Origin of the sequence: Bradyrhizobium sp. LA2.1 (assembly GCF_040547725.1) — a bacterium.
Classification (GTDB): Bacteria; Pseudomonadota; Alphaproteobacteria; order Rhizobiales; family Xanthobacteraceae; genus Bradyrhizobium; species Bradyrhizobium barranii.
This window is the reverse complement of sequence record NZ_JBEPQI010000005.1, coordinates 113142-136803: the sequence shown is the minus strand read 5'-3', so window position 1 is coordinate 136803 and position 23662 is coordinate 113142. Positions and strand designations below refer to the sequence as shown.

The following is a 23662-nucleotide window of genomic DNA, read 5'->3' as shown; positions in this document are numbered from 1 at the left end:
GTATCGGCATCGGCGACGGTACGCGTTGTACAGATCGTCTGCAACGGCCGCGTTCGCTTGACGAGGTCCGTTCCGGGTCACCAGGCCCGAAGCTGCCGCGCCAATACAACAGCACGGAGCGAGCTTCGCTACCCCCAGCGCGACGACCACACCGGATACGTGCTCTTTTCGTTCGTGCACAGCCCGCGAGGGTGTCAGGCGGGCTCGCCTACTGATGAGTGGGAGGTGACAGCATCCACGATCCTTGCCTTTCCGGCCGACGGAAGCGGTTTCCGCATTTGATGATGAAGTCGGACATCTCCGGTAAAGCGGAAGTCAGCCATAACGCCAATTATGTCGGCTGAGGGCCATGAGCAGACGTACTACGCTCGTTCAACGCGGATCGAACTGTGCGCCTTCCAAAAGGTACCGAAGCGCTCACCACCGGCTTCGTTTCGCCCATATTGCCTCACCAATGAGGCAGGATATTCGTGGCTCCCTTTCGGTCACCGAAACGATCCGGTCCCTGGGCACGCCGCCGGCAACCTCGAGCACGAGCTTTGTTCGGATCGCCTCCTTGAACCCGTCACGGCTTCTGATCGTCACCATAAACGAGCCTGACCCGCCAATCACACAATCCTCGTAATAGAGATCGAGGTCGTCGATGTCCATTTGCGACGGAAGCCTTCCTTCGAGCATGATCGGCAATCCGTTGATGGTAATGCCCCTTGCCAGCGCCGCATCACGTGCGATGGTAACTGGGCTTCCGTCGTTGTTCACGCCATCGCCGGAAACGTCGATCACACGCCGCAGTCCACGATACGGATCCGCATCGAACAGCGGCAATGCGAAATTTATCGCGCCAGAGATCGAGGTGCGTGAGCCCATGCGAACCGGCGCTTTCGCGATTTCCGCCGCCACCGCAGCTGCAGATTCGCGGCTGTCGATCAATCTCCACGGCACGATGATTTTCTGATCGTTCGGTCCAGACCATTCCACATAGACCAGGGCCAACCTTCGGTTCGGCCCGGCCTTGAGCGCCTGGAGAAATTCGTTGGAAACGATGGCCTCCGCGTAACCCTCGCGCTGAAGCAAAAGCTCGCCAGGATCCATTGAATAGGAGACATCAACAGCAAGAACGAGTTCGACATCGACCGATGGCTGCTCGCTGCCGGCAACCACTCGGTACCCCGAATTGAGGGCGGCCGTGTTGGCGACTTCACCTCCGGCGATCGCTCCGGCGATCAATGCCGCTGCGATGGAGACACGATGAAGCATGGTGGCCTCGCTGCTGGTTCCTCTTCATGGTGGCAGAGACGCCGCTGCCTGATCGATCGGTCCAGTGCCGGGTGCGGATTGATGCGAGCGCGCAAAGACGAACCGAGATGTCACATGTATTTCGGAGGCGGCTTTGCCGTCCTGGCCGATGAGGATCAATCCGGCGCCGCCATTTGCTACATTCAGAACAATCGGCTCGCCACTCCACGTCTTGATTGGCTCCATTCCGATGATGAGAAATTCACCGATAGGCTGGTCAAGATATTGGATGCGCAATTGCGGGCCGACTTCGGCTGCCGCGAGTTCGAAGCCGAGCTGTCGAGCACGCGCGTAAACATCAGCCAAGGTCACAGTATCGGACGTGAATCCAAGCTGGGCTGGCGATACGAGGACAAGCTCCACGTCTGTCTTGCGAGAGCCAAGGATGAATGTCGGTCGAGCAAGTATTTCAGCGGCCTGCCCCCCGATACCGCAGCCCATGCCGTCCAGCTTATTGCGCAGTCCAAGCGGATCAGCGAAGGTACCAATGGTAATGGTCTTCCATGTCGCCACATCGCGGCCGGACTGAATGAGTTGCTGGGACACTTCGGCGGGGCGCGTCTTGAGCTTCAGCTGGTTTTGCAAGACATCGCGAGCCGTGCATTGAGCCCGCGCTGGATTGGTTGCGAACTGAACGATGCAGGCCGCGCACAGTATCGACACAATGAAGTAACGGCTGCCCCGGCGCGCGCGCGAATGACGGTCGACTCCGCCGCAATGCGCCCTTCCCGCTGTGATGGCTATCGAAAATCTCTTCCGCATTTGCAATCTCGCGAGAAGAAAGAGACCACCGTCTGGCACTGGACACACTCTGCGCCCTGTGAGCGCGGTGCAGCTTTCTCGGTATCGCGTTATTCGGTTACCGCGGGCTCAGGGCAGCGGCTCTCCGGTTGTCAACGTAGTGCAGGTCTGCGGGAAAACCGTACGAAAAGGCACGATAAAGGACGAAATCGGGCTCTGCCGCTGCCTTGAGACGCACTTTCCGGTCCGCTAAGATCAATGGCGGGAGGTGTGCGCATGACCTGCCTGCGGCTGAACGGATACACGCTCAATTTGGATCAGGCGCAGGTATTTGACCTGCACGGCCAGGCCGTTGAGCTGCGGCCTCAGGCTCTGGCAGTGTTGCTTGAATTGGGGCGCCGTCCCGGAGAGCTGGTTACAAAACTCGATCTCGGTGCGCGAGTGTGGCCGGGCGTTTCGGTCACCGACGACTCGCTCGTGCAATGCGTGGTCGAGATCCGGCGCGCGCTCGGTGACAGCCGGCAGCAAGTCGTGCGAACGATGCCACGACGTGGTTACCTTCTGATCGTTGACGCGGCCGACACGGCGCCGCGCGATGTGCGAAGATTCTATCGCCTGGCCGCCGCCCTTGCGATGGTGGCAGTCGCGATCGTGGTGGTCTGGCAACTTCTACTGCTCGGCGCCGGCTCCGGGCCCCCCAAGGTACACAACAGGATGGTGGCCGACGTTGCAGTTCTACCCCTGCGCGTACTTAACACCTCTCAGGAAGGCAGTCCGGACGGCAACGGATTAGCCTACATGATTGCCTCCGAACTTGCGCGCAACCCCGACCTGCACATCGTCTCAACCCTCGCCACAGCCGAACTTAGCGGCAAGAACCTGTCGCCGGCGCAGATCGCTGCGATGACCCGCGCTCGCTACCTTGTGGATGGCAGCGCAGAGAGACGCGGCGACCGGCTGCAGCTCCACGTGCAATTGATCGATTCCGGCAACAACCGCATCGTCTGGAGCGGCCGGTTCGAGCCCACTGCGCAGGACCTACCCGACGTTACTGAAACGTTGATTTCTCGGATCAGCGCCTCGCTTGGTGCAACCGTGCGCGAGTCGGACCGGGCGGCGTTACGGAGCCGCGCGCCGGCCTCGCTTGATGTGCATGCGCGCGTGCTGCGTACGCTTGCGCTGACCATGGCACCAAGTTCCGAGAGCCTCCGCCAAGCGCGGCAGGAACTCGAACTGGCGGTCCGCCTTGATCCGAACTACGCGCCCGCGTGGACGGGACTCGGACTGGTGAAGAAGATGCTGATTTTTGGCCATCACGATCCTGGGCTCAGTCGTCAGGACTTGCCGCAGGCGATCGCCGACGTCAGGCGCGCGATTGCGCTGGACCCGCTGCGTGCCAGTTCGTGGCGAGTGCTGTCCTTAGTAACCGACGCAGGTCAGGACCCTGAGTCAGCGGTGAGCGCGGCCGAGCGGGCGATCGAGCTCGGCCCTGGCGATCCGGACAACTGGGTCGTCCTTGCCGGTGCATTGCATTATGCCGGTCGAACCCAGGCAGCGATTGAAGCCTTCGAGAAGGCGATCTCCTGGAACCCGGTGCGCCCAGCACACTACGCGCTCTACGGGGCAAGGCTGCGCTATTCCGTGCAGGATTACGAGGATGCGCTGCGTTTCGCCCGCGAATGTATGGATCGAACACCTGCGATAGGTGTCTGCAAGGCGGTCTGGCTATCGTCGCTTATTCGTACCGGCCATGCCGCCGACGCGGAGGCGGCGTGGCCCGCTTTGGTCGCGGCCGCACCCTCTTTGCAGACGTACCGGATGACGCCGCGGAATACGCCGATGGCTCTGGCGGTTGATGAGGACCTCGACAGACTTCGCAAGAGCAACACCTCGGCAATGGCCCAGTAAAGCTTCAGGCGCGTGAACCTGATGTGATCATTCCAAGTTGGCCTTTTTCGGCGCAGAAGCGGCTTCGAGGCCGTTCCGGATGGAGTGATCCGCGTCGCTTTGCCGTTTGAGGCCGGTGTCAGCTCGTTCTAAGGGCCAACGGGCGACGTCCAGAAGCTACCAACTGAAGTGGGCTTTATTCAACTGTCTCTCTTCAATTTCGACATGACATCATCTCCGCCCGTGAGAACGTATCGGAGCGCGTACCCGATCAGCCAAGACGCCGCCGCTAGGCCCAGGCCAACCATTGCGAGATAGATGTTGATTCGATCCCAGGCGAAGCCAGCCGCAATAAGCGTCATCCATGCTTGCGCTACCGACCTGCCGCAGGTGCATGCCGCGCCTACGCGCGCCCAGGTGCTCTTGGCGGCCGAGGGGATGCGACGCAGATCGCGCGCTGCTCGAACTGTGGCTGGACGACGCGGTAGCCTGATGAGGCGTTCGCGAATTTGTGTGCGTGTCAGTCGCGGAGCTCGCCATCAATATCTGGACTCTCCGGTTCCACGCGCCATAATGAGGCGATGGACGGGATATCCAAAACCTTAAATTGTGCGCGTTGCGGCAAGCCGCTAGTCCTGATAGCGCGACCGGATGGCAAGGGCCCACTCCGGCCGACATGCTTGCATTGCGAGGAAGCCGATCCGATCACGTCGCCCGAGGTCGCCAGGTGGTTTGCTGGGGAATTGCAGCCGCCGAAGGGATAGGCCGTGAGGATCGCTGCCATGGCCGTGACTGCCGCATAGTGCCGAGCTTGAGATGCTCGGGGACGACCGTCGTTGGCCTCAATTGTGTCGACAAATTACGGTACTGATTCGCCAGTGAGCCAGCGTCTCGCAATCGGTTGGTCCTTTGGCCTCTGAACTCACAAGTCACCGACGCGAGTGGCGTGCAATGGGGCCCGGCCCAGCCGGGCCTTTTGTCCTTTGTGAATTATGTGCACTCACTGCACCCTGGGCCCATCGCGACCGAGGACCCTCGTTGGCGCGAACTCACAAATATTCGGCCTGAACTGCCAAGATACAAACTGCCCTTTTTACTATGGCGACCCAGTTGGCCCAACGCACGGGGTGCACTTCGACCGGGGATCGATGACCAATGCGCGTCTTTTTTAGTTGCTTGTTTTGCGGGACGCTTCACAGCGCTATCCAAATAAGGCGGCCGGTCGTGGCAAGCGGGCGCTTCGATTGCAAAGCGTGCGGGCAGACACTGCATCGATGGTGGGCCGTATACGACTTTACAGATTGGAAGGGGCCGCTCGACCAGTAGCGGGCGCGGCCAATCCGGGTCGCCGCACCTTGCCGGCCCCGCTCAAATGCGCCTATGCCCGTCCTCACCCGCCGGCGCGATCCGCACCGCAGCGATTGCTGGCACATCCACTTTGACGACATCACGTCGGCAGCATAGCAAAAGCCGTCGGAAACCCCAGACTCGTCCGAGGTTTGGCAATGGCAGTGCGGCTTCTATCCCGGCTCGAAGCCCGGCGAGCACTGCAAAGGCTCGGCGCCGTCGTTCGAGGCGGCTCCCGCGCGGCGTTCGAGGTGGCATGGAGCGAATATCTGCCCAAAAGCACAGAGGCCAATTTCCGGGCCTCGCGCGTTCATGAGGCGTGGACTCGCGAGAAATACGCGCGCTTTGATTGCGGCGAACGGATACCGTCGGACTGGTGTCAGCATGGCTGAATCCGATGGTTGCTTACGCCGCTTTGACACTCGGATCGTGCTGCCCAGCGGCACCGAGCTCATCACGTTGCCCGATGCGATCCGGCACTTCAGCGAGACGGTGCCGAAACGCGAGCACAAGCACCCGCGCGTACTTCTCGCCGCCACCGCGCTGACCGACGCCGCCGAGGGCCGAACCGCGCAGCGATCGCCTCGGATACCGCTGCGCACCTCCTATCGTCCGCATCTCAACATATCCTCGGATTGTCGCCATTGTCGCAAATGCGGCCGGGCACGCCCCGGACCGACGGACCGAACCATATTGGAATGCCCTCCCAGACAATCCAGCAGCCGCCGGGGCCGGTATTGAATATATGACAGGGCTTGCCGTACACCGTGATGCGCGTTGGCCCGGCTGCGAATTTCTCGCGAGCCACGGCGGTCGTTGTAAGGACGGTGATCGCAATCAATCCAGTCGCCAAGAACTTGATTGTGGTCATCGAGCTTGTCCTTTTGACCCTTGATGGGGGCTGCGACCTTAGCCTGTTTCCTGGGCCAGTGGAGGACCGGATGCGCTTGCTCGTTCGCATCCTGCCTGACGAAGCTCACAGTAGGTAACGGCAAGGACCTATTTGCCCAATCGTCGCAAAGAGTGGCGTTTGGCGCCGGAACGAGGACAAGAGCAAGACGCCCCGGCTCTGTGATTTATTGGGCCTCAAGCGCTTCACGCCGCACGATCTCCGCCGAACGGCGCGCGTCGGCGGTCAAGGCGTCAAGTAAAGCGCGAGCCACGCCAGTCGATTAGACTATTAGGCTCGTAAAGAAGGGCTTGGTTATCTCGACGACCGAGGGTTCTCTCTCATCAGGAGTGGCGGCGGTGACAAACTCGCTTTTGCAGTTAAAGCAGCGCCAAAGGTCATGGATTTCTTGGGCATTGACGCGCTCACGCCACTCTAGATGGACCAACCCAGAACCACATTGAGGGCATTTTTCTGGATGGGGCGTCGAGAAGATTGATGCCATGTGGAACCTCCCTCGTTTTCGGCGCAGCGTACGACTGTCTGGGCACCTTGGAATTGATCCACAACAAACAATTTGCCCATTTGTCATCGCCGGGGGGCTTCCAGGCCCGGGACCGTCGAGTGCTGGCGCGCGCCCTCCGCAATCGGGCCTTGCCAGTTGGTACACAAAGGGCGGCGATGTGGCGCATGTCGAATACGGAAGCCATGATCTTCATGGGTTGGAACGCCCAGGGCCCGCATAAGGTTAGATAGATTGCGCACCATCGCGGCGGCCTGACCGCACGCTGGATTGGAGGCAGCACATGAAAATCGTGGACGAAGGCGGCGAGATCATCGCAACAGCATCCGATGACCATACTTTAATCGGCGGCCACCACCGCCTCGCAGTGGCGGCCAGCCTCGGTAAAAGACTGTTCTGGCGAGATACCGGCGAACCAGTGAAGCTTGATAACTTCTTCAAGCATTATGGAAGTTCTCTTCGACTACAGCTTGAGCCGCTCGCCGAGCGTACGTTGTTCGGTGCATCGCAACAACGCCAACGAGGATTTTTGTCAACGCGCATTCCTGGTTTAATTTTATGCGGTCCCGTACACAAAGGCGGCGCGCGATGTGGCGCAAGTGCGACAATCGATCACTCCGACTTGCCGAATATCTCCAGCTGACCAAGGCGTCACATCATATGTCGAAGGTGTCTTACAAGGCGTTTGCTGCGACTTGGGGCAAACGGCGAGGTGATGGTCGAGCTAGGAGTTAGCAAGGACCAGTGGGATCACATTGCTCGCGGAGATCGTGTCGAATTTAAAGGGCGCGGATACGGGAAGCGCACGGGCAAGAATGGTAACGCCCGCAAGGTGCCGGTCGAGCGGCGCGCCTTGGCCGCCTGGGTCGAGCCTGTGTCACGTCGCGAGATCTGGTCGCTTCAAATGACCAATTGCGCGGGCCCGCCGCCGATCTATCAGGTCTGCCTCTTCACGATTTCAAATCCCTTTGCGTGCAATTCCAGCAGTATGCCCTGTGCCAAGTGCGTGCACTCTTCAGACTTGATCCAGTGCGGACTTCTCCAATCCGGGTCGTCTTCCTTTGGGTAACTGGTGAAGGCGGAGCGAATGGCGGCTTCGATCACGTCGATGGGATTGTCCGACATCTGCATCCCTCACGCATTTGGCGAAATAGATCAAAATCCTGGGAATTAAAGAACAAGCCCAGCCGGACACTCACCCGGCGGCCCTCTCCGTTCAGAAGAACGTCACCGCCATCAATGGTTTGATCTAGGTCAACGCTGTGCCTCGGGCTCAGGCACGTGAACGGATCGCACTGAATTTAACGCGGTATGATGAATTGCAAATATATTCATACGGCGCGGTCGCGCGGTCCCGGCACTTGCCTCTGGCCCTCACAAAGGACCCGGAACTGGACCAATGACCGCACCCGGCGCGGCGTCACGGGGCCAGAGAGGGCTGCGGTAATGCCGAGAGCGGTCGTCGGCAGGCGGTCGCCATCGTTTCAAGCGCCCGGCAAATCAGGAGGCGAAGCCGCCGGTACCGCCGCTTTGACCTCCGCCAGCGCCGCTTGCAAGGCGGCTTCCTTAGTGTGGTCGAGAGAAGTCTTTAGCACCGTGCCGCCTTCGCCTTTTAGCCTCTCAAGAACCTTGTCTGCCGTGACTTTGCGCACCAGTACGAAGAGCGCTGCGGTTCCGGGTTGAACGGCGGCAGCGGTCTCTTTCATCCATTTGTCGTTGATGCCGACATCCGTTAAATATCCGCTGAGTGTGCCGGACGCGACGCCAAGGGCAGCACCAGCAAGCGGCATCAAAAAGATCAGGCCAATCAGCGTGCCCCAAAAGGCGCCAGTAGCCGCACCAGCAGCCGTGGTATTGATCAGTTGATTTAGTTTGATGTTTCCGTTGCTGTCTTTCACCGCGATCACGGCATCGCCGAGTTCGATCAAATACTCCTTCTGCATGGCCAGCAATTTTTGACGAACTTCCTCCGCCTTCGCCTCGGTTGGAAATGCAATTACGACAAGGTCGCTCATCTGTTCTGCTCCTCTACTCGAACGATTGCTGCCCATGCGAGAGAGGATGCGCCCGGTCGCGCGGGACAGGCAAGCCGCTACGGATAGCGGATGACGGCGCTCCGGGCACAACGGAAGGCGGCGGGCACACCCGGCACGGGCGGACCGGCTCGCGAGAACCGACAAGATGAGGCGTCAGGGTTCGAGTCAGGAGACCGCTAACGCCTCTCCCCACACGACGCAGATTTGCGATATCAGCAAAAAATGAGCCGCGCGCGGAAATCAGACGCCCCAACGCAGAGCAGCGGTCTGCACCGGGGCATCCCATAATGCCGTGGCTTTGCGATCGAGCACAGATACGGTGATCGAGACACCGGCCATGTCGAGGGATGTGACGTAGGAACCGGTCAGGAAGCGCGTCACCGTGATCCCCGCGCGATCCAGAGTCCGCTTTGCGGCATTGACCATCAGATAGAGTTCGATCAGAGGCGTCGCACCAAATCCGTTAATGAGAAGCAGCACTTCACTGCCCTTGCTCGGCGCAAGATCCTTCAGGATCGCGTCGAGCACCTCGGCGGCGATCGCATCGGCGGAAGCCAACGGTACCCTGCGCCGGCCAGGCTCGCCATGAATGCCGACGCCCATTTCCATTTCATCGTCGGCCAACGTGAAATTTGGCCGTCCGGCGGCCGGCACAGTGCATGGCAATAGAGCTACCCCCATCGAGCGCGTACGCCGGTTGACTTCATCGCCGAGCGCCTTGAGCGCGGCAAGCGGCATTCCGGTCTCGGCAGCGGCGCCGACCATTTTTTCCACGATCAACGTTCCAGCGACACCGCGACGACCGGTCGTGTAGGTCGACTTTTCGACCGCCACGTCGTCGTTCGTCACCACGCTTGCGACTTCTCGGCCGGCCATCTCGGCTGCCATGGTGAAATTCATCACATCGCCTTCGTAGTTCTTGACGATGAACAGCACACCTGCGCCGGTGTCGACGGCCTCCGCAGCCTCGATCATCTGATCTGGCGTCGGCGAGGTGAAGACCTGGCCAGGACAAGCCGCGTCGAGCATGCCCAGGCCGACAAAGCCCGCATGCAGCGGCTCATGTCCCGAGCCGCCTCCCGAAATCAGCGCGACCTTGCCCGGTTTCAACGTGCGACGGCGCACAAATTTGCGCTCGGCGCCGAGAAGCAGGATATCCGCGTGCGCTGCGGCGAGGCCGTCAAGACTTTCTTCGAGTACAGTATCGGCGCTGTTGATCAGCTTTTTCATGAGCGTTCTCCCAGTCCGGTCTAAAGTTCGATTCAATGGCTAACCGACGCTTTCCGCAAAGCGCGCGAGCTGCGCGGCTAAATCCACGATGAGCTGCTCGAGCGCACGATTCTTCTTGTCGTCACCAAGTTCAGGAACGGTCACGGTAATGACACGCGTGCGCGCTTCGCGGTGGGGTGCGCGCAGTCTTCCGGGGTGCGCGCGGCCATACGCATCGAGAAATGCCGCACGCTCGGCGCTGGACAGATGGCAGACGTCGAAGATGACCGCGACATGCTTCGCCGGGATCGGCACCAGATAAGCCGGATTCGTGATTTGACTCACGAACGAACGATTCTTGCCCAGCGCCGCCGCAAGCTTCAGGCGCGTCCCCGAGGGCCGATTGTCGAGTACCTTTCGCAGGATTATTTTGTATTCTGCGACATTCTTGTCACCGGGCGTGTCCTTGCCGACATCGTCCTTCATGAACTCACCTTTGCGATTGCGGCCTTGAGCCGTGCGACGGCAATCGGCGACACAGAGAGAGTTGTCAATCCGGTCGCGAGCAGCGCCGCCGTGAGGTGAGTGTTGGCCGCGGCGTCGCCACAGAGCGAAACCTCGACGCCACGCTTTAGCCCGGCCTCGACGGTCGCGGCTATCAGTGCCAGCACAGCCGGATTGCTGGTATCATTGAGGTCAGCGACTGCGCCGATGTCGCGCGCCGCCGCCATGGTGTACTGGGTTAGATCGTTCGAACCGATGGAATAGAATGCAGCGCCAAAATCCGCTGCACAGAGCGCCGCCGCTGGAACCTCGACCATAATGCCGAGCGGCGGTCGAGCGCAGGCAACTCCTTTCGCTTGGAGGGCTGTGAACTCCGCGTCAAGTATTTCGTTCGCGCGGTCCAATTCCGACGGGACCGCAACCATGGGCAACATCACTTTCAGCGTGCCATGGACAGCCGCACGGCAGAGCGCGCGGAGCTGCATGCGAAACACCTCCGGCCGCGCGAGCGAGAGGCGGATACCGCGGAGGCCGAGAAACGGATTGCTCTCACCTTCGACCGTCAAACCGGGAACCTGCTTATCTCCGCCTGCATCCAAGGTCCGGATCGTCACCGGCTTATCTTGGGCCCAGACGAGAATGTCTCGATAGACCCTGTATTGCGTTTCCTCGTCCGGCAGGCCGTGGGCCGCCTCGAACAGGAATTCCGTGCGTACAAGGCCGATGCCGTCGCAAATTGCGGAATCAAGGTTTGCAAGGTCTTCAGGCCCGGCGACATTGAGCAGAACCGCTATCCGCCGACCATTGGCGACGAAGGCAGGCGCAAGGCTGGTCTCCTCGGCGACAGCCAGTTCGGCCTTCGCAGCCGCCATACGCAGCTCAAAGAGACGGATGGTCTCCGGCTCCGGATCGAAGATGACCCTTCCGGCGTCGCCGTCTACCAGCGCCAAGACTGGTGGCTGTCCATGCCACGACAACGGACCTAATCCAACGACCATCGGCGCCCCGCGCGCACGCGCCAACATCGCGACATGCGAGGAAGGTGAGCCACTGGCCAGCGCGATCGCGCCGCCTTGCGACCAGTCAGTAGCAAGAAAGGTCGAAGGCGTGATATCTTCAGCCGCAACAATCGAACCGCCCGCGATTCCGGCGACAACGTCCACACCGCCCAGATGCGCAAGCACGCGATCGCGGATATCAACGATATCAACGGCCCGGGCACGGAAATATTCATCTTCAGCCGCGCGATAGCCGGCGATCTCTAGGTCGAGTGCCCGGCGCCAGGCATGGTCGGCAGCGATCCCGATCGCGATAAGTTCATATGCCGTATCTGTTAGTGCATCGTCTTCCAACATGGCGGCCTGGAACTCCAGAATGTCTGCCGCCTCACTCTGAATCGTCTTGATCTGCTCGGCGAGTTGCGCCCTCGCCCCCCCAATCGCCGCCCGTAGCGCTGCAGCCTCCTGCTCCGGATCCTCGCTCGCCATTCGCCCAGCCACGGCCGCAGTCAGCACGGCGACCGGCCCGAACGCGAGGCCCGGCGATGCGGCACGGCCGATAAGTTGGATCTCTGCCACTGCCGTTAAGCCTCACCAAAACCGTCATGCACAAGCGCAAGCATGGCAGCAAGCGCCACCTCTCCGTCCGGTCCGGCGACCCGGAAATGCAGCGTCGCCCCCTGCGGAGCTTTTACACGCATCACCTTCACCGGACTCTTGGCATCCGTCCAAGGCCCGTCTCCAGAGAGGGCGAGTTCGATCTTTGCGGCAAACCTCTTCGCACACTGCGTGAGCTTGACCGACGGCCGCGCATGAAGTCCGACCTTGTTGACGAGAACCGCCGAGGCGGTCAGCGGCACCGACGTCTCACCTGCCCGGCTTGCGTGGGCATCATGCATAGAATTCCTCCGCACTACGCTTGACGGCTGCGAGCGATGAGCCACCCGAGGATTCCGTCGCTGCAATCACCGCTCCTTCGACCACCGGAGCATTGCAGACGACGACGCGCGCCCTTCGATCTTCAGCCAACATTTCCACCGCCATCTCGGAATTTGTCTCCGCTCCACCGAGATCAACGAGCACAGCCACACCTGCTGCGGACCACGCCGCCTCGATCGCTTCCAGGATTCCAGCAACATTCGTGCCGAGCCCTCCATCGACATCGCCGCCGGTCCAGGCGAGCGGCACCGCATTGCCCACCATCTGGCGCACCATATCTGCCGCGCCTTCCGCTATCTTGGGCGAATGTGAAACGATAACGATTCCGACATTGCCGCCATTTGGATTGTTCATGACCTTGCCTCGAATTCCAATACTTTGACTGCAGCCCCGATCAACAGGGACGTTGAGCGCGAACCGGGGTCCATGTGACCAATGGAGCGTTCGCCGAGAAAAGAAGCCCTGCCGCGAATAGCGAGCATCGGCGTCGTGCGATCGGCCGCCTGCACCGCTTCTAACGCAATCGCCCGCGCATCGCCGCCTGCAGCTAATACCGCTTGCACGGGCACCAGGACATCCAGCAAGGTTTTCTGTCCTGCCTCCGAGCGTCCGCGCGCCTTTACGGCATTGATTGCCATATCCGTAGCCGCGACAAACTCCGCGCGTGTTGGCTGCTCTGGAAGCGCCTTGCCCAACTCCATGAAGAAGGTGCCAACCAGCGGCCCAGAGGCTCCGCCAACCTTCATGACCAGCGTCATTCCGATCGACTTCAGCATTTCTGGCAGAGACTTGTCCGCAAGGCCGGGCAACGTCGCGAGCACGGCCTCGAAGCCGCGTTTCATGTTCAGCCCATGATCGCCGTCACCGATCGCCTGGTCGAGGCTGGTCAGTTCGTCGGCGTGCTGGATCACCGATTCCGCAAGCGCCCGCACCAGATTCTCCCTAGAGGTCCGATCGAGACTCATGCCGCGACCCTCCCGCCGGCCGCATCGAAGAACAGCGGCCTGTTAAGGCGTAGCGACACGACGTCGCCGACGTCTAACCTCGCCTCAGGGTCCGCCAACGTCACGACAGGTTGGCCGCCGAGATCGAGATGGACATGGCTCTGGTCGCCGAGATGTTCGACCCGCGTGACGGTGGCCGACACGTCCCCGCCGCTGCGTGCGATCGCCAGGTGCTCGGTACGAGCGCCAATCGTCTTAACGCCGGGCGGAACGCCGGCAAATAGAGTTGCCGGCAGCAGGTTGATCATCGGCTGGCCGAGCCGGGCAGCGACATAGGCGTTGACCGGGTTCTCGTAAATCTCGCGCGGCGTGCCGATCTGCATCAGCCGCCCGGCCTCCATCACGCCGATGCGCGATGCCATGGTCATAGCCTCGGTTTGATCGTGGGTGACGTAGAGGATCGTCGCGCCGAGATCGATCTGGATGCGCTTAAGCTCCAGGCGCATTTCACCGCGCAGCTTGGCATCGAGCGAAGAAAGCGGCTCGTCCATCAGGTAGATCGAGGGCGAGCGCACCAGAGCGCGGCCAATCGCAACGCGCTGCATCTGCCCGCCCGACAACTGGGTCGCCTTGCTGTGGAGCTTGGCCTCGATATGGAGAAGACGCGCAACCTGTTCGACCTTTGCGCGAATTTCGGCCTCCGGCAGGCGCCGAGTCGGCGCGCGTAGCGCAAAGGCCATGTTCTCGAACACGGTCAGATGCGGGTACAACGAATATTGCTGGAATACGAAGGCGACGTCGCGATCCGCCGGCGCATCACTGGTCACATCCCGTCCGTCGATGCGGACCGAACCGCTGTCGGGCGCCTCTAATCCGGCAACGAGACGCAGCGTCGTTGTCTTGCCGGCGCCGGTCGGCCCCAGCAACGCAACGAATTCGCCATCTCCAATGGTGAGGGACAGATCGACGACGGCTTGCGTCTTGCCAAACGCCTTGGAGACCGCCCCGATCTCGACTTCAGCCATGCTTGCCTCCCTCGTGCAATGCGGTGCGTATTGCCCGTCCCGACCCCTGGTCGAAGAGCGACAACGTATCGGGCCGAAAATCGAGCCCGACATTCATCCCAATCCGAAATGGCATGCTGGCGGGCGAGCGGGCCTTGAGAGCGCCGTAAGGCGTCGTCACCGTCACGATCTGCGTCGTGCCGAGATATTCCGACCCATAGATCTCGCCCCGCACCATGCCGCTATCGGAAAAACGCACATGCTCGGGTCTGACGCCCAGGACAAGGTCGCTCTCCACCAGAGCCTCGCGTGCGGTGGGTATCGCAACGTCGCGGTCCCCGAGCCGGATCGCCTGCGCCCCGGCTTGCAGGCTGCCGCGAAACGGCAGGAAATTCATCGCTGGAGAACCGATGAAGTCCGCGACGAAGAGCGAAACAGGCCGGTCATAAATGTCGCGCGGACTCGCAATCTGCTCGACCACGCCGTTGTTCATCACCGCAATCAGGTCCGCCATTGCCATGGCCTCCAGTTGATCATGCGTGACGTAAACGGTGGTCGCGCCAAGCCGGTCATGCAGCGCGCGCAATTCCTGGATCATCGCCTCGCGCATCTCGGTATCGAGCGCTCCGAGCGGCTCGTCCATCAGGAAGCACTTCGGCTTGCGGACGATCGCCCGCCCAAGCGCGACGCGCTGACGGTCGCCGCCGGTGAGGGTCGAAACCGACCGATCAAGGAGGTGGGAGATACGCAGGATCCGAGCGGCCTCCACCACGCGCCGGTCGCACTCCGCGGCTCCGATCCCCTCGCATTTGAGCGGAAAGCCGATATTGCGCCGGACATTCATGTGCGGATAGAGTGCAAATAGCTGGAAGACGAAGGCGATATCTCGCGCGGAGGCACGGTTCATCGTCACGTCCTCACCGTCGAGCCTGATCGTGCCGGATGTCGGCAATTCCAGTCCTGCAATCATCCGCAGCGTTGTCGTTTTGCCGCAGCCGGACGGCCCAAGCAGACAAAGGAACTGGCCGTCATCCACCGTAAAGCTCGCGCCCTTGACTGCGTGAAACTCTCCAAAGGATTTGTTGAGCGCTTCGACCCTGATCTGTGCCATCGAGCGCTACTCCCGGACCTTCGAGACGATCATGAACATCACCGTCCCAAAGAGAGTGACCGCGAAAGACCAGGAATAAAGCGTTAGAAAACACGGCTGCATCAGCATGACCACGCCTGCGGCAATGATCGCCGTCGCGATGGCCTCCAGCGGACCGCGCCGCAACATTCTGCTCGTCAGGCTGACGTTCGGCGTTGACGTGTTCACATCAAGGTTCATTTGCGAACGGCCCCAAAGGTAATCCCGCGCAGAAGATGCTTGCGAAGCAGCACCGTGAACACGACGATCGGCACAAGAAAGATCGTCGTGCCGGCGGCTACGGCCGGCCAATCCTGGCCGCCTTCGCCAATGATGATCGGAATGAATGGGGGCGCGGTCTGAGCGTTGCCAGAGGTCAGAAGCACAGCAAAGGCGTATTCGTTCCACGCAAAAATCAGGCAGAAAATCGCCGTCGCCGCGATCCCCGTCGTCGCCTGCGGTAGAACCACCTTCACGAACGCCTGAAAGCGCGTATAGCCATCGATCATTGCTGCTTCTTCGTATTCGCGCGGGATTTCGTCGATGAAGCCCTTGAGTAGCCAGACAGCGAGCGAGACGTTCACCGAAGTGTAGAGCAGGATCATCCCGAGACGGGTATCCGATAGCCCGACGGTCCGGTACATCAGGTAGATCGGGATCGCGACCGCGATTGGCGGCATCATTCTGGTCGACAGAATGAAGAACAGGAGGTCGTCCTTGAGAGGCACGCGGAAGCGCGAAAAACCATAAGCCGAGAGCGTACCGAGCGCGACGGCAAGCACCGTCGAGCCAAAGGCGATGATCAGCGAGTTGATGAAGCGCGGCACGTAGTTCGACGGCCCGGCGACAACCATGTTGCGGCTGCGCGCGATGTTGTCACAAAGCCCCTGCGGCGGCCCCAGCGTCTGGATAAACTCCTGAGTCTGACGCGAGCGTGTTGTGAAGACATTGCAATAGCCTTCAAGGGAGGGCTTGAAGAGGACCTTCGGCGGATAGGAGATCGCATCGTCAGGCGACTTGAACGAGGTGAGCACGATCCATATCAGCGGAACCATCGTTATGATGGCATAGAGTATGACGAGCAGGCCGGCAAAGCGGCGAGTGCCGGTCGACGGTTCGACGACTGAGTGGGCTGCATTTGAGGCGCTCATCGGCTTTTCACCCGGTTCAGCGCCTTGACGTAGATGTTGGCAAGGCCAAACACTGTCACGAACAGAATGATCGCGAAGGCCGAGGAATAGCCGGTTCGCCAACTCTCAAAGGCTGCGCGCTTCAGTGTGATCGAAGCGACTTCCGTGGTCGAGCCCGGCCCTCCTCCGGTCAGGAGGTTGACCATGTCGAACATCTTGAAATTCTCGATCCCGCGAAAGAGCACCGCGAGCATGATGAACGGCAGAGCCATCGGCAGCGTGATCGACCAGAACTGCCGCCAATTCGACGCGCGGTCGACCTCCGCCGCCTCATAAATGTAATCCGGGATCGACCGCAGCCCCGCCAGGCAAATCAGCATCACGTAAGGCGTCCACATCCAGGCGTCGACGATGACGATGGCCCACGGGCTGAGGGTCACGTCTCCCAGCATCTGGAACGACGAAGCGCCGCGCCCCGTGAAGAAGGCGACCACGTAGTTGAACAGCCCGATCTGCGGCTGATAGAGGAAGGTCCAGAAATTGCCGACAACCGCTGGTGAGAGCATCATCGGCAACAGAATGATCGTGGTCCACAGGCCATGGCCACGGAATTTCTTGTCGATCAGGAACGCAAGGCCGAATCCGAGCACAGTCTCGATCAGCACGGTCCAAACCACGAAATGCGCCGTGACCTGCATTGCCGCCCAGATATCCGGATCGGTCAGGATCGACTGGTACCAATCGGTCCCCAGCCATAGCGTCGGCGCGTTCGGCCGATTGGCGCGGTAGTTGGTAAATGACAGGTAGATCGTCCATACCAGCGGGAAGATATTGATCGCCAGCAGCAGCACGATCGTCGGCGTGATGAAGAGCCATGCGAGCGCCTGGTCCGAAAGGCCGCGGATACGACGTATCACGCCTGGTCGGATCGGGACGGCCCGGTAGGTGATCTGCGACGAAGTGCTCAAATCGTTCATGGCCCTGGTCAATCCTGGCGTCGCGATTGTCGACTATGCGACGCCTGCGGGTTCTACCGAAGAGAGCCTGGAGCGCGCTCGGCGTGCTCCAGGCGTTTGCCCTAGAACTTCTTGCCTTCTTCCTTGAAGATCGCCTTCCAGTCCTTGACCAGGCCATCGAGCGCTTCCTGCGCGGTGCCCTTGTCCGCCACCACGTAGTCATGCACGCGCTTCTGTTCGGCTTGCAGGAGTTGGGCATAGGAAGGCTCGGCCCAGAAGTCGACGACCATTCCCATCGACTTCAAAAACTCGCCGGCAAACGGCGCGCTGTTCGGGAAGCCCGGATCGTTCAACACTGACTTGGCGCAGGAATAGCCGCCCAGCGCCCACCACTTCTTCTGCACATCTCCACCGGAGAACCATTTGATATATTGCAGCGCCTCGGCCTGGTTCTTGGAATAAGAAACGACCGAGATGCCCTGCCCGCCGAGCTGCGTCGCCCGGGTCGCTGGGCCGGCGGGATTGCTGAAGAAGCCGATCTTGTCCCCACCGACGTTCGGATCTTTGTAGAGGCCCGGGAAGAAGGCGAAGAAGTTCATCTGCAGCGCGACTTGCCCCGACTTGAACGCATCAAGCCCTTCGGACATGTAGGAGTTGGATGCGCCGGGCGGCGTGCAGCACTTGTAGAGCTCCTTGTAGGCCTCGAGCCCCTTCACGGCGCCAGGCGAGTTGACGAACCCGTCCATTGAATACGGCTTCTTCGGATCCTGATACTGGAAGCCGTAATCATAGAGGTAGTTCGACACTCCCATGGTGATGCCTTCCGAGCCCCGCTCGGTATAGATCGAAGCGCCATAGACCTTCTTGCCGTCGATCTCGCGGCCCTGGAAGAATTTTGCGATGTCGCGCAGTTCATCGAGCGTCTTCGGCACGGCGAGATCGCGGCCGTACTTGGCCTTGAAATCCGCCTGGATCTCAGGCCGCGCAAACCAGTCTTTGCGATAGGTCCAGCCCACCGCGTCACCCATGGCGGGCAGCGCCCAATAGTTCGGGCTGTTCTTCGGCCATTCGGAATAGCCGACCACTGTCGCCGGCATGTAGTCGTCCATGCTGATTCCTTCCTTTGTGAAGAAATCGTTGAGCTTGACGTACTGACCGTTCTCGGCGGCGCCCCCGATCCATTGCGAATCCCCGATGATGAGATCGCACAGCGAGCCATGCGAATTGAGCTCGTTCAGGAAGCGGTCGGCATAGTTGGTCCACGGCACGAACTCAAACTTCATGCCGACGCCGGTCTTGGCGGTGAAATCCTTCGACAGTTCGACCAGGGCGTTGGCAGGATCCCACGCGGCCCAGCACAGCGTGATGGTCTTGGCCTGCGCATGCGCAGGAGTAGTCCCCACTCCGACACCGAGCGCGGATGCGAGAACTCCGAACGTAGTAAGAAGCGCCTTTACTGTCTGTTTCATAACGCTTTCCCTCCCAGTGGGGCCGGCCATCGACATGGCGCGACTCTCCAACCCGCTCGAATGCTTCGAGCAGAGCGATACAGTCCTTCACGGGCTGAACGACTAAACGGACGTTTCCTCGCGCCTGCCTGGATTCTTAGGGATTCAGCCAAGCTCGATTTGTTTAGTGAAACACTATATACTAAACATTGCAAGCACGCTCTTAAGTCGCTCGGTCATGGTGCTCCTCGCGACGTCAGGGACTTTGCGTTCGCGCACGGCTGCCTCGACCTGATCCGCAAGAACCGTGAGATGGCTGGCTCTAGAGACGAATACGCATTGTCGCTATGGACGGCGATGCCGTCTGGCTTCGTGCCTGCCTAAACATCTTCTTTCTGAAGAAGAGAATGCAGACGTTGAGCGAGTTCGGACACGCCAAAGGGCTTGTGAATAATCGGGAACTCGTCTGTCGCCCCGTGACGCGCGAGCACGTCTCCCACGTAGCCCGACGTAAGTAATATCTTGATCCTGCTGTTCCGCCGCTTTGCTTCGCGAGCAAGCTCGACGCCATTGGGACCATTCGGCATGACGACATCGCTGAACAGAAGATCGAACCCCTGATCGCTGTCGAGAATTCGGATGGCTTCGGTACCGTTGTGAGCAAGGCGAATCCGATAGCCAAAGCTCGTCAGCATTGCAGACACGACTTCCAACAGATCTTCATTGTCCTCGACCAAAAGAATTCGCTCGGAACCTCCCGGCATAGCCCGGGTCTGTTCAGTTTCCACCTCGTCGCGAGCCTCCTGATTGGCTCTCGGCAGGTACAGCGAGATCGTGGTGCCGGCGTTAGGGGCACTTTCGACTGAAATATAGCCACCGGATTGCCGGACAAAGCCATACACCATGCTGAGACCGAGGCCAGTGCCCTTGCCAACTTCCTTGGTGGTGAAGAAGGGCTCGAAAATCCGGTCTCGCACCTCGGGAGACATCCCCTGCCCCGTATCCGAGACGGACAGCCTCACATATGATCCGGCCGGACATCCAGCGACGGCTTCCCCATCCAGAACGACGTTCCGCGCCTCGATCTCGAGCACTCCGCCGCCCGGCATCGCATCGCGACCGTTCAGCGCTAGATTGAGAAGGGCAGTCTCCAGCAGGGATGGATCCACCTGACAGAGCCACAATCGCTCGTCGATCTTCAGCCTGACCTCGCATTCTGCGCCGACCGCCTGACGGACGAGCCCCTGGAAGTTGGAGATCAGCTCGTTGGCATTAATCAGTTTGGGGTTGAGCTTTTGCCGTCGAGAGAAAGCGAGGAGCTGTGCGGTGAGCTTCGCCCCCCGGTCGGCGGCACGCCGCGCAGTCGCGGCGAAGCGCCGGATCTTGCCGTCATTTGCCGCGCGCTCGATGAGATCAAGGTTCCCCGAAACGACGGCAAGCAGGTTGTTGAAGTCATGGGCAACACCGCCCGTGAGCTGTCCGACGGACTCCATCTTCTGGCTCTGATGAAGCTGCTCCTCGATGCGCTGGCGCGCCTCCACAGCATGCTTTTGCTCGGTGACGTCTCGAAAGAAGATCGCGATCCCTTCGCCAGAAGGAAACGCGTTGATCGCATACCATGCGGCACGACGAGGACAGTGCGCTTCGAACGAAACCGGACGGCGGTCCGACATGACTTCCCGAAGCTGCTCGACGATTCCCGTATCGCGGGCATCCAGAAGCGACGCCTGCAGGTGCATTCCAATCAGATCACGCCCCTGAGCGATCTGAGACCAGGCCCTCTGGTTGAAGAAGCTGATCCGCCAATCGTGGTCGACGATCACGACGCTGTCGGTTGTGCTTTCGAAGAGCATCGTAAGCCGGGCCGCGGCGTCCTCGGCCTTCTCTTTTGCATCGGACAATTCCTGCTCGCGGCGATCCAGCGCATCAGCCATGGTGTTGAAGGCGCCGGCTACGCCCGCGATTTCAGAACTGCCGCGGATGTTCACACGGCGAGCATAGTCGCCGAGGCGCCATCGGTTCGCGGCGTCAACTAATAGTCCGAGCGGCCGATGGATGAATTGCCGGGCTCCGAGCAGCGTCAGGCCCAGCACCATCATGGCGCTGAGGGCGATGAGGAAGATGTCGTGTCGGGTCCGGCTCTGGATCTCGGCAAAGGCGTTCGCCTTGTCGAGGCCGAAGCTGACGCGAAGTCCCCCAGAATCGGGCCCGAGAGCCGAGAAACCCACGATCCTCTCGACGCCGTCGACATCAACCAGGTCGGCTGCGAGACCGTCGCCATACTGCCTCTCATCACCAGCGCGAACCAATTTCTTACCGACAAATCGGTCATTGTCCGGATAGCGGGCAAGGTAGGTGCCGTTGCGATCGGTGATGGCCAGCGCGTCTCCCGCCGGAACACCCGCGCGCGCGATGTAGTCCGCTAACCAGTCCAGGCCGAGAGGCGCAATGATGACGCCCCCTGGCTGACCATCATCTCCGTAGAAAGGCAGCGCAAACTGAATGAGTTTCCGATCGACGGACAGACCGATCGAGAATTGTCCCACCGTAAACGCGCCCGTCTTCAACGCGTCCGCAAAGTAGGGACGCCCGGAGACATTCACCGGCTTGCGATCTGTGTTTGTATCGCAGAAGGGCTGGCCACTCAGATCGGTAGCGACGAAAGTGAGGAAAGCCGGAAACCGGGACCTCATCCCCGCCATCGCCGCATTGCACCCCTTGCTATCTTTCGCCTTTATCGCAGGGAGTTCGGACAGCGCAATCAGGACCTGCCGAATGCCCTGAACGATCTGTTGCTGCTGTTCGGCGGCGAGCTTAGCGAGACCGAGCGCCTGATTCTGTACGTCCACTTGGCGCGCGCGTCGAAGGTTAACTTCGTTGTACGCCTGAATCGAGATAGCGGGCAATAACGCGACTGCGACAAGCGCCAACAGGCGCGACAAGATGGTCATTCTCTGCCGTATTCGAATCGTCCCGGAGCTTGCTGTGCATTTCAATCCCAATGGGGATACGCTTATAGGCGTTCGTCATTCCAATCACGATCGTGAGAACCACGAGTGACCGCTCGTTGAACATGCGCGGCGGCGCGAGCTTCATCCGCGCCCGCTTTCAAATGACACATGTTGCATCTTCGCCACTGCAATCCCGCCCTACTCGCGAGCGCCATGACATCGCGCGGTGGTACAGCCAAAATCGACAATCTTGGTACTGTTTTTTTGAGCGGGCATCGCGCATCTATCTGCCAAGACCAACGGCAACTCGGATGTAACTTCGACCTGTGGCACGACGGTTCGAATGCGTCGGGCGCGATCGCGCCACGGCGTCGGAGTATTGCGTCGGTAATTTAGACCAAACCTACTTTGCTTAAAGCACCGCCTTGCTCATCATCGCTCATGAAATGCCAGGTGATCACAGATCCGATCTGGACCGCGCCAGCGATACCGGCAAGCGCCGGTGCTTCATGGCCCAACCATCCTGGAAAAGCTGGCGGTGATGGAGTTATGGTCTAACGAATCGGCGGATGTGTTTCGGTAACGGAAGGAGCCACCTGGATCGGTTCCGTTACAAGCGCCTTTATCTTGTCGAAGTCTGCCTTTGACCCTCCAGGCACGATTAACCTTGGCGGTTAGGCTTACCGAGCAAGCATCTCCGCGAGAAGCTTGACGGCCGATCTATGAGCCGTTGGCCAGAACCGATAGATTGCAAGGATTGAGTCGTTGCGTTCGAGTGGCGCGCGTGAGTTTTCAGCTTTCCATATTGAAGATTTTGGCAGGGCAGCCAGACGGCCGGGGAAACCTTGAGCTTATCAAGCTGCATCTCGCGGTTTTCTATACGAGCGGCCCGGAATGGACGTTGCGTATGAAGCGTCTCGCTGAACTTGCGCCGGATCTTGATGCGTTCAGCCAAGGACTCATCACTCGTGAACGCGGCGCATGGACTATCACGAACCAAGGACGCGACTTCCTTGCCAAACTCGAGGAGGCTGCCTTGGGTGCAACGCCGGCCATACGGCCCCCCGACCCAGCCGAGCCGGTTGAGGTCGAGCAAGCCTCGCCAATAGCTCCGCCAGCGGCGGCTTCTCTGCCGAAAGTACTGGAGCGATCGCACGGGCGCCCCCAAGGCAAACACCCCAAGAACCATCGCAAACGATCGGCTTAAGTCGGCGGAATCTTAGATCGGTTCGGTCTAAGACGGATCGATCTCCTCAGCCCTACGGTTGATCAGTGGGGCGAGAAGGCACGCGATGGCCTCGTAACGGCGATGTACTCCCTCGAATATTCCCCGCTCTCCGAAGATGACCGTCTGCGGGCGCGTCAGCCGTCGTAACGACAAGGGCAGCGGTCGAAAGACGCAGCGAGCGACGGGTCGTGATTGTTGGATGCGGTACGTTTCTCATCGCTGAACTCCAAATCGGTGCAACACTGTTGCGCGGTCGCCCCACAAAACCGCTTCCGACTTTCGATCAATCGTTATCGTTGTGCCTCGCTATCCGACCAACATTTAATTGCGCGAGTGTTGTTCGGATACCTTTGTGGGCGAACCTAAGAACCAAATCACCAGATCGGCGTTATCCCGGCACCATGGAGCCGTTTCGCGGAGGTCTAGTGATGGACCCGAATCGAGCAGCTTTACTCCTATCTGCTATCGCTCTGGCCATCGCCATTGGATCGGCAATCATGTCA

General features: G+C 60.2%; 20 protein-coding genes. 4 read left to right on the top strand and 16 right to left on the bottom strand.

Annotated features, from left to right (window positions below):
• Positions 1 to 417: 417 nt before the first annotated feature.
• Positions 418 to 1257 (bottom strand): DUF1194 domain-containing protein, encoded by an 840-nt coding sequence (locus tag ABIB95_RS11020; RefSeq protein WP_247304648.1) that lies wholly within the window; start codon positions 1255 to 1257, stop codon positions 418 to 420.
• 114 nt (positions 1258 to 1371) lie between these two features.
• Here ABIB95_RS11020 and ABIB95_RS11015 point away from each other — a divergent pair, with 114 nt between their 5' ends.
• From ABIB95_RS11015 to ABIB95_RS11005, 3 genes are all read left to right on the top strand, one after another.
• Positions 1372 to 2268: a hypothetical protein gene (locus ABIB95_RS11015; RefSeq protein WP_346659162.1), complete on the top strand. Its 897-nt coding sequence runs from the start codon at positions 1372 to 1374 to the stop codon at positions 2266 to 2268.
• 45 nt (positions 2269 to 2313) lie between these two features.
• The gene (locus tag ABIB95_RS11010; protein WP_247343128.1) at positions 2314 to 3945 is read left to right on the top strand and encodes a winged helix-turn-helix domain-containing tetratricopeptide repeat protein; all 1632 of its coding nucleotides are present in this window, start codon (positions 2314 to 2316) and stop codon (positions 3943 to 3945) included.
• Between the two features lie 3021 nt (positions 3946 to 6966).
• On the top strand, positions 6967 to 7326 hold the full coding sequence (locus ABIB95_RS11005) for a hypothetical protein (RefSeq protein WP_354239278.1): 360 nt from the start codon (positions 6967 to 6969) through the stop codon (positions 7324 to 7326).
• Between the two features lie 293 nt (positions 7327 to 7619).
• Here the strand turns inward: ABIB95_RS11005 and ABIB95_RS11000 are convergent, their stop codons facing one another.
• The 15 genes from ABIB95_RS11000 to ABIB95_RS10930 form a co-directional block, all read right to left on the bottom strand.
• Entirely contained in the window at positions 7620 to 7808 is a 189-nt protein-coding gene (locus ABIB95_RS11000; protein ID WP_224517481.1) for a hypothetical protein, read from the bottom strand.
• Positions 7809 to 8167: 359 nt separating this feature from the next.
• The gene (locus ABIB95_RS10995) at positions 8168 to 8698 is read right to left on the bottom strand and encodes a DUF1269 domain-containing protein (protein WP_028150077.1); all 531 of its coding nucleotides are present in this window, start codon (positions 8696 to 8698) and stop codon (positions 8168 to 8170) included.
• A gap of 261 nt (positions 8699 to 8959) precedes the next feature.
• Positions 8960 to 9949, bottom strand: a complete 990-nt coding sequence (dhaK, locus tag ABIB95_RS10990) for a dihydroxyacetone kinase subunit DhaK (protein ID WP_085400593.1) — start codon at positions 9947 to 9949, stop codon at positions 8960 to 8962.
• Between the two features lie 39 nt (positions 9950 to 9988).
• Complete coding sequence (locus ABIB95_RS10985) at positions 9989 to 10414, bottom strand: hypothetical protein (protein ID WP_028160804.1); 426 nt, start codon at positions 10412 to 10414, stop codon at positions 9989 to 9991.
• A complete protein-coding gene (ptsP, locus tag ABIB95_RS10980) occupies positions 10411 to 12009 on the bottom strand; it encodes a phosphoenolpyruvate--protein phosphotransferase (RefSeq protein WP_063981219.1) in 1599 nt (532 codons plus the stop codon). Before ptsP ends, ABIB95_RS10985 begins: the two co-directional genes overlap by 4 nt.
• Positions 12010 to 12014: 5 nt before the next feature.
• A complete protein-coding gene (locus ABIB95_RS10975; RefSeq protein WP_028150081.1) occupies positions 12015 to 12329 on the bottom strand; it encodes an HPr family phosphocarrier protein in 315 nt (104 codons plus the stop codon).
• Positions 12322 to 12723: a dihydroxyacetone kinase phosphoryl donor subunit DhaM gene (gene dhaM / locus ABIB95_RS10970; protein WP_028150082.1), complete on the bottom strand. Its 402-nt coding sequence runs from the start codon at positions 12721 to 12723 to the stop codon at positions 12322 to 12324. The genes ABIB95_RS10975 and dhaM overlap by 8 nt, the downstream gene beginning before the upstream one ends.
• On the bottom strand, positions 12720 to 13334 hold the full coding sequence (gene dhaL, locus ABIB95_RS10965) for a dihydroxyacetone kinase subunit DhaL (RefSeq protein ID WP_063981217.1): 615 nt from the start codon (positions 13332 to 13334) through the stop codon (positions 12720 to 12722). The genes dhaM and dhaL overlap by 4 nt, the downstream gene beginning before the upstream one ends.
• On the bottom strand, positions 13331 to 14338 hold the full coding sequence (locus ABIB95_RS10960; protein WP_063981216.1) for an ABC transporter ATP-binding protein: 1008 nt from the start codon (positions 14336 to 14338) through the stop codon (positions 13331 to 13333). The genes dhaL and ABIB95_RS10960 overlap by 4 nt, the downstream gene beginning before the upstream one ends.
• Positions 14331 to 15428 carry an ABC transporter ATP-binding protein gene (locus ABIB95_RS10955; RefSeq protein ID WP_063981215.1) on the bottom strand — a complete coding sequence of 366 codons (1098 nt, stop codon included), beginning with the start codon at positions 15426 to 15428 and terminating at the stop codon, positions 14331 to 14333. The genes ABIB95_RS10960 and ABIB95_RS10955 overlap by 8 nt, the downstream gene beginning before the upstream one ends.
• 6 nt (positions 15429 to 15434) lie before the next feature.
• The gene (locus ABIB95_RS10950; RefSeq protein ID WP_208072923.1) at positions 15435 to 15647 is read right to left on the bottom strand and encodes a hypothetical protein; all 213 of its coding nucleotides are present in this window, start codon (positions 15645 to 15647) and stop codon (positions 15435 to 15437) included.
• The gene (locus tag ABIB95_RS10945) at positions 15644 to 16597 is read right to left on the bottom strand and encodes a carbohydrate ABC transporter permease (RefSeq protein WP_028150087.1); all 954 of its coding nucleotides are present in this window, start codon (positions 16595 to 16597) and stop codon (positions 15644 to 15646) included. Before ABIB95_RS10945 ends, ABIB95_RS10950 begins: the two co-directional genes overlap by 4 nt.
• Positions 16594 to 17553 (bottom strand): carbohydrate ABC transporter permease, encoded by a 960-nt coding sequence (locus tag ABIB95_RS10940; protein WP_014492573.1) that lies wholly within the window; start codon positions 17551 to 17553, stop codon positions 16594 to 16596. Before ABIB95_RS10940 ends, ABIB95_RS10945 begins: the two co-directional genes overlap by 4 nt.
• A 101-nt stretch (positions 17554 to 17654) precedes the next feature.
• Positions 17655 to 19001 (bottom strand): ABC transporter substrate-binding protein, encoded by a 1347-nt coding sequence (locus ABIB95_RS10935; RefSeq protein ID WP_063981213.1) that lies wholly within the window; start codon positions 18999 to 19001, stop codon positions 17655 to 17657.
• 359 nt (positions 19002 to 19360) lie between these two features.
• Complete coding sequence (locus ABIB95_RS10930) at positions 19361 to 21931, bottom strand: ATP-binding protein (protein ID WP_354239275.1); 2571 nt, start codon at positions 21929 to 21931, stop codon at positions 19361 to 19363.
• A gap of 784 nt (positions 21932 to 22715) precedes the next feature.
• On the opposite strand from ABIB95_RS10930, the gene ABIB95_RS10925 reads away from it, so the two are divergent.
• Complete coding sequence (locus ABIB95_RS10925) at positions 22716 to 23138, top strand: hypothetical protein (protein WP_354239273.1); 423 nt, start codon at positions 22716 to 22718, stop codon at positions 23136 to 23138.
• Positions 23139 to 23662: the final 524 nt, after the last annotated feature.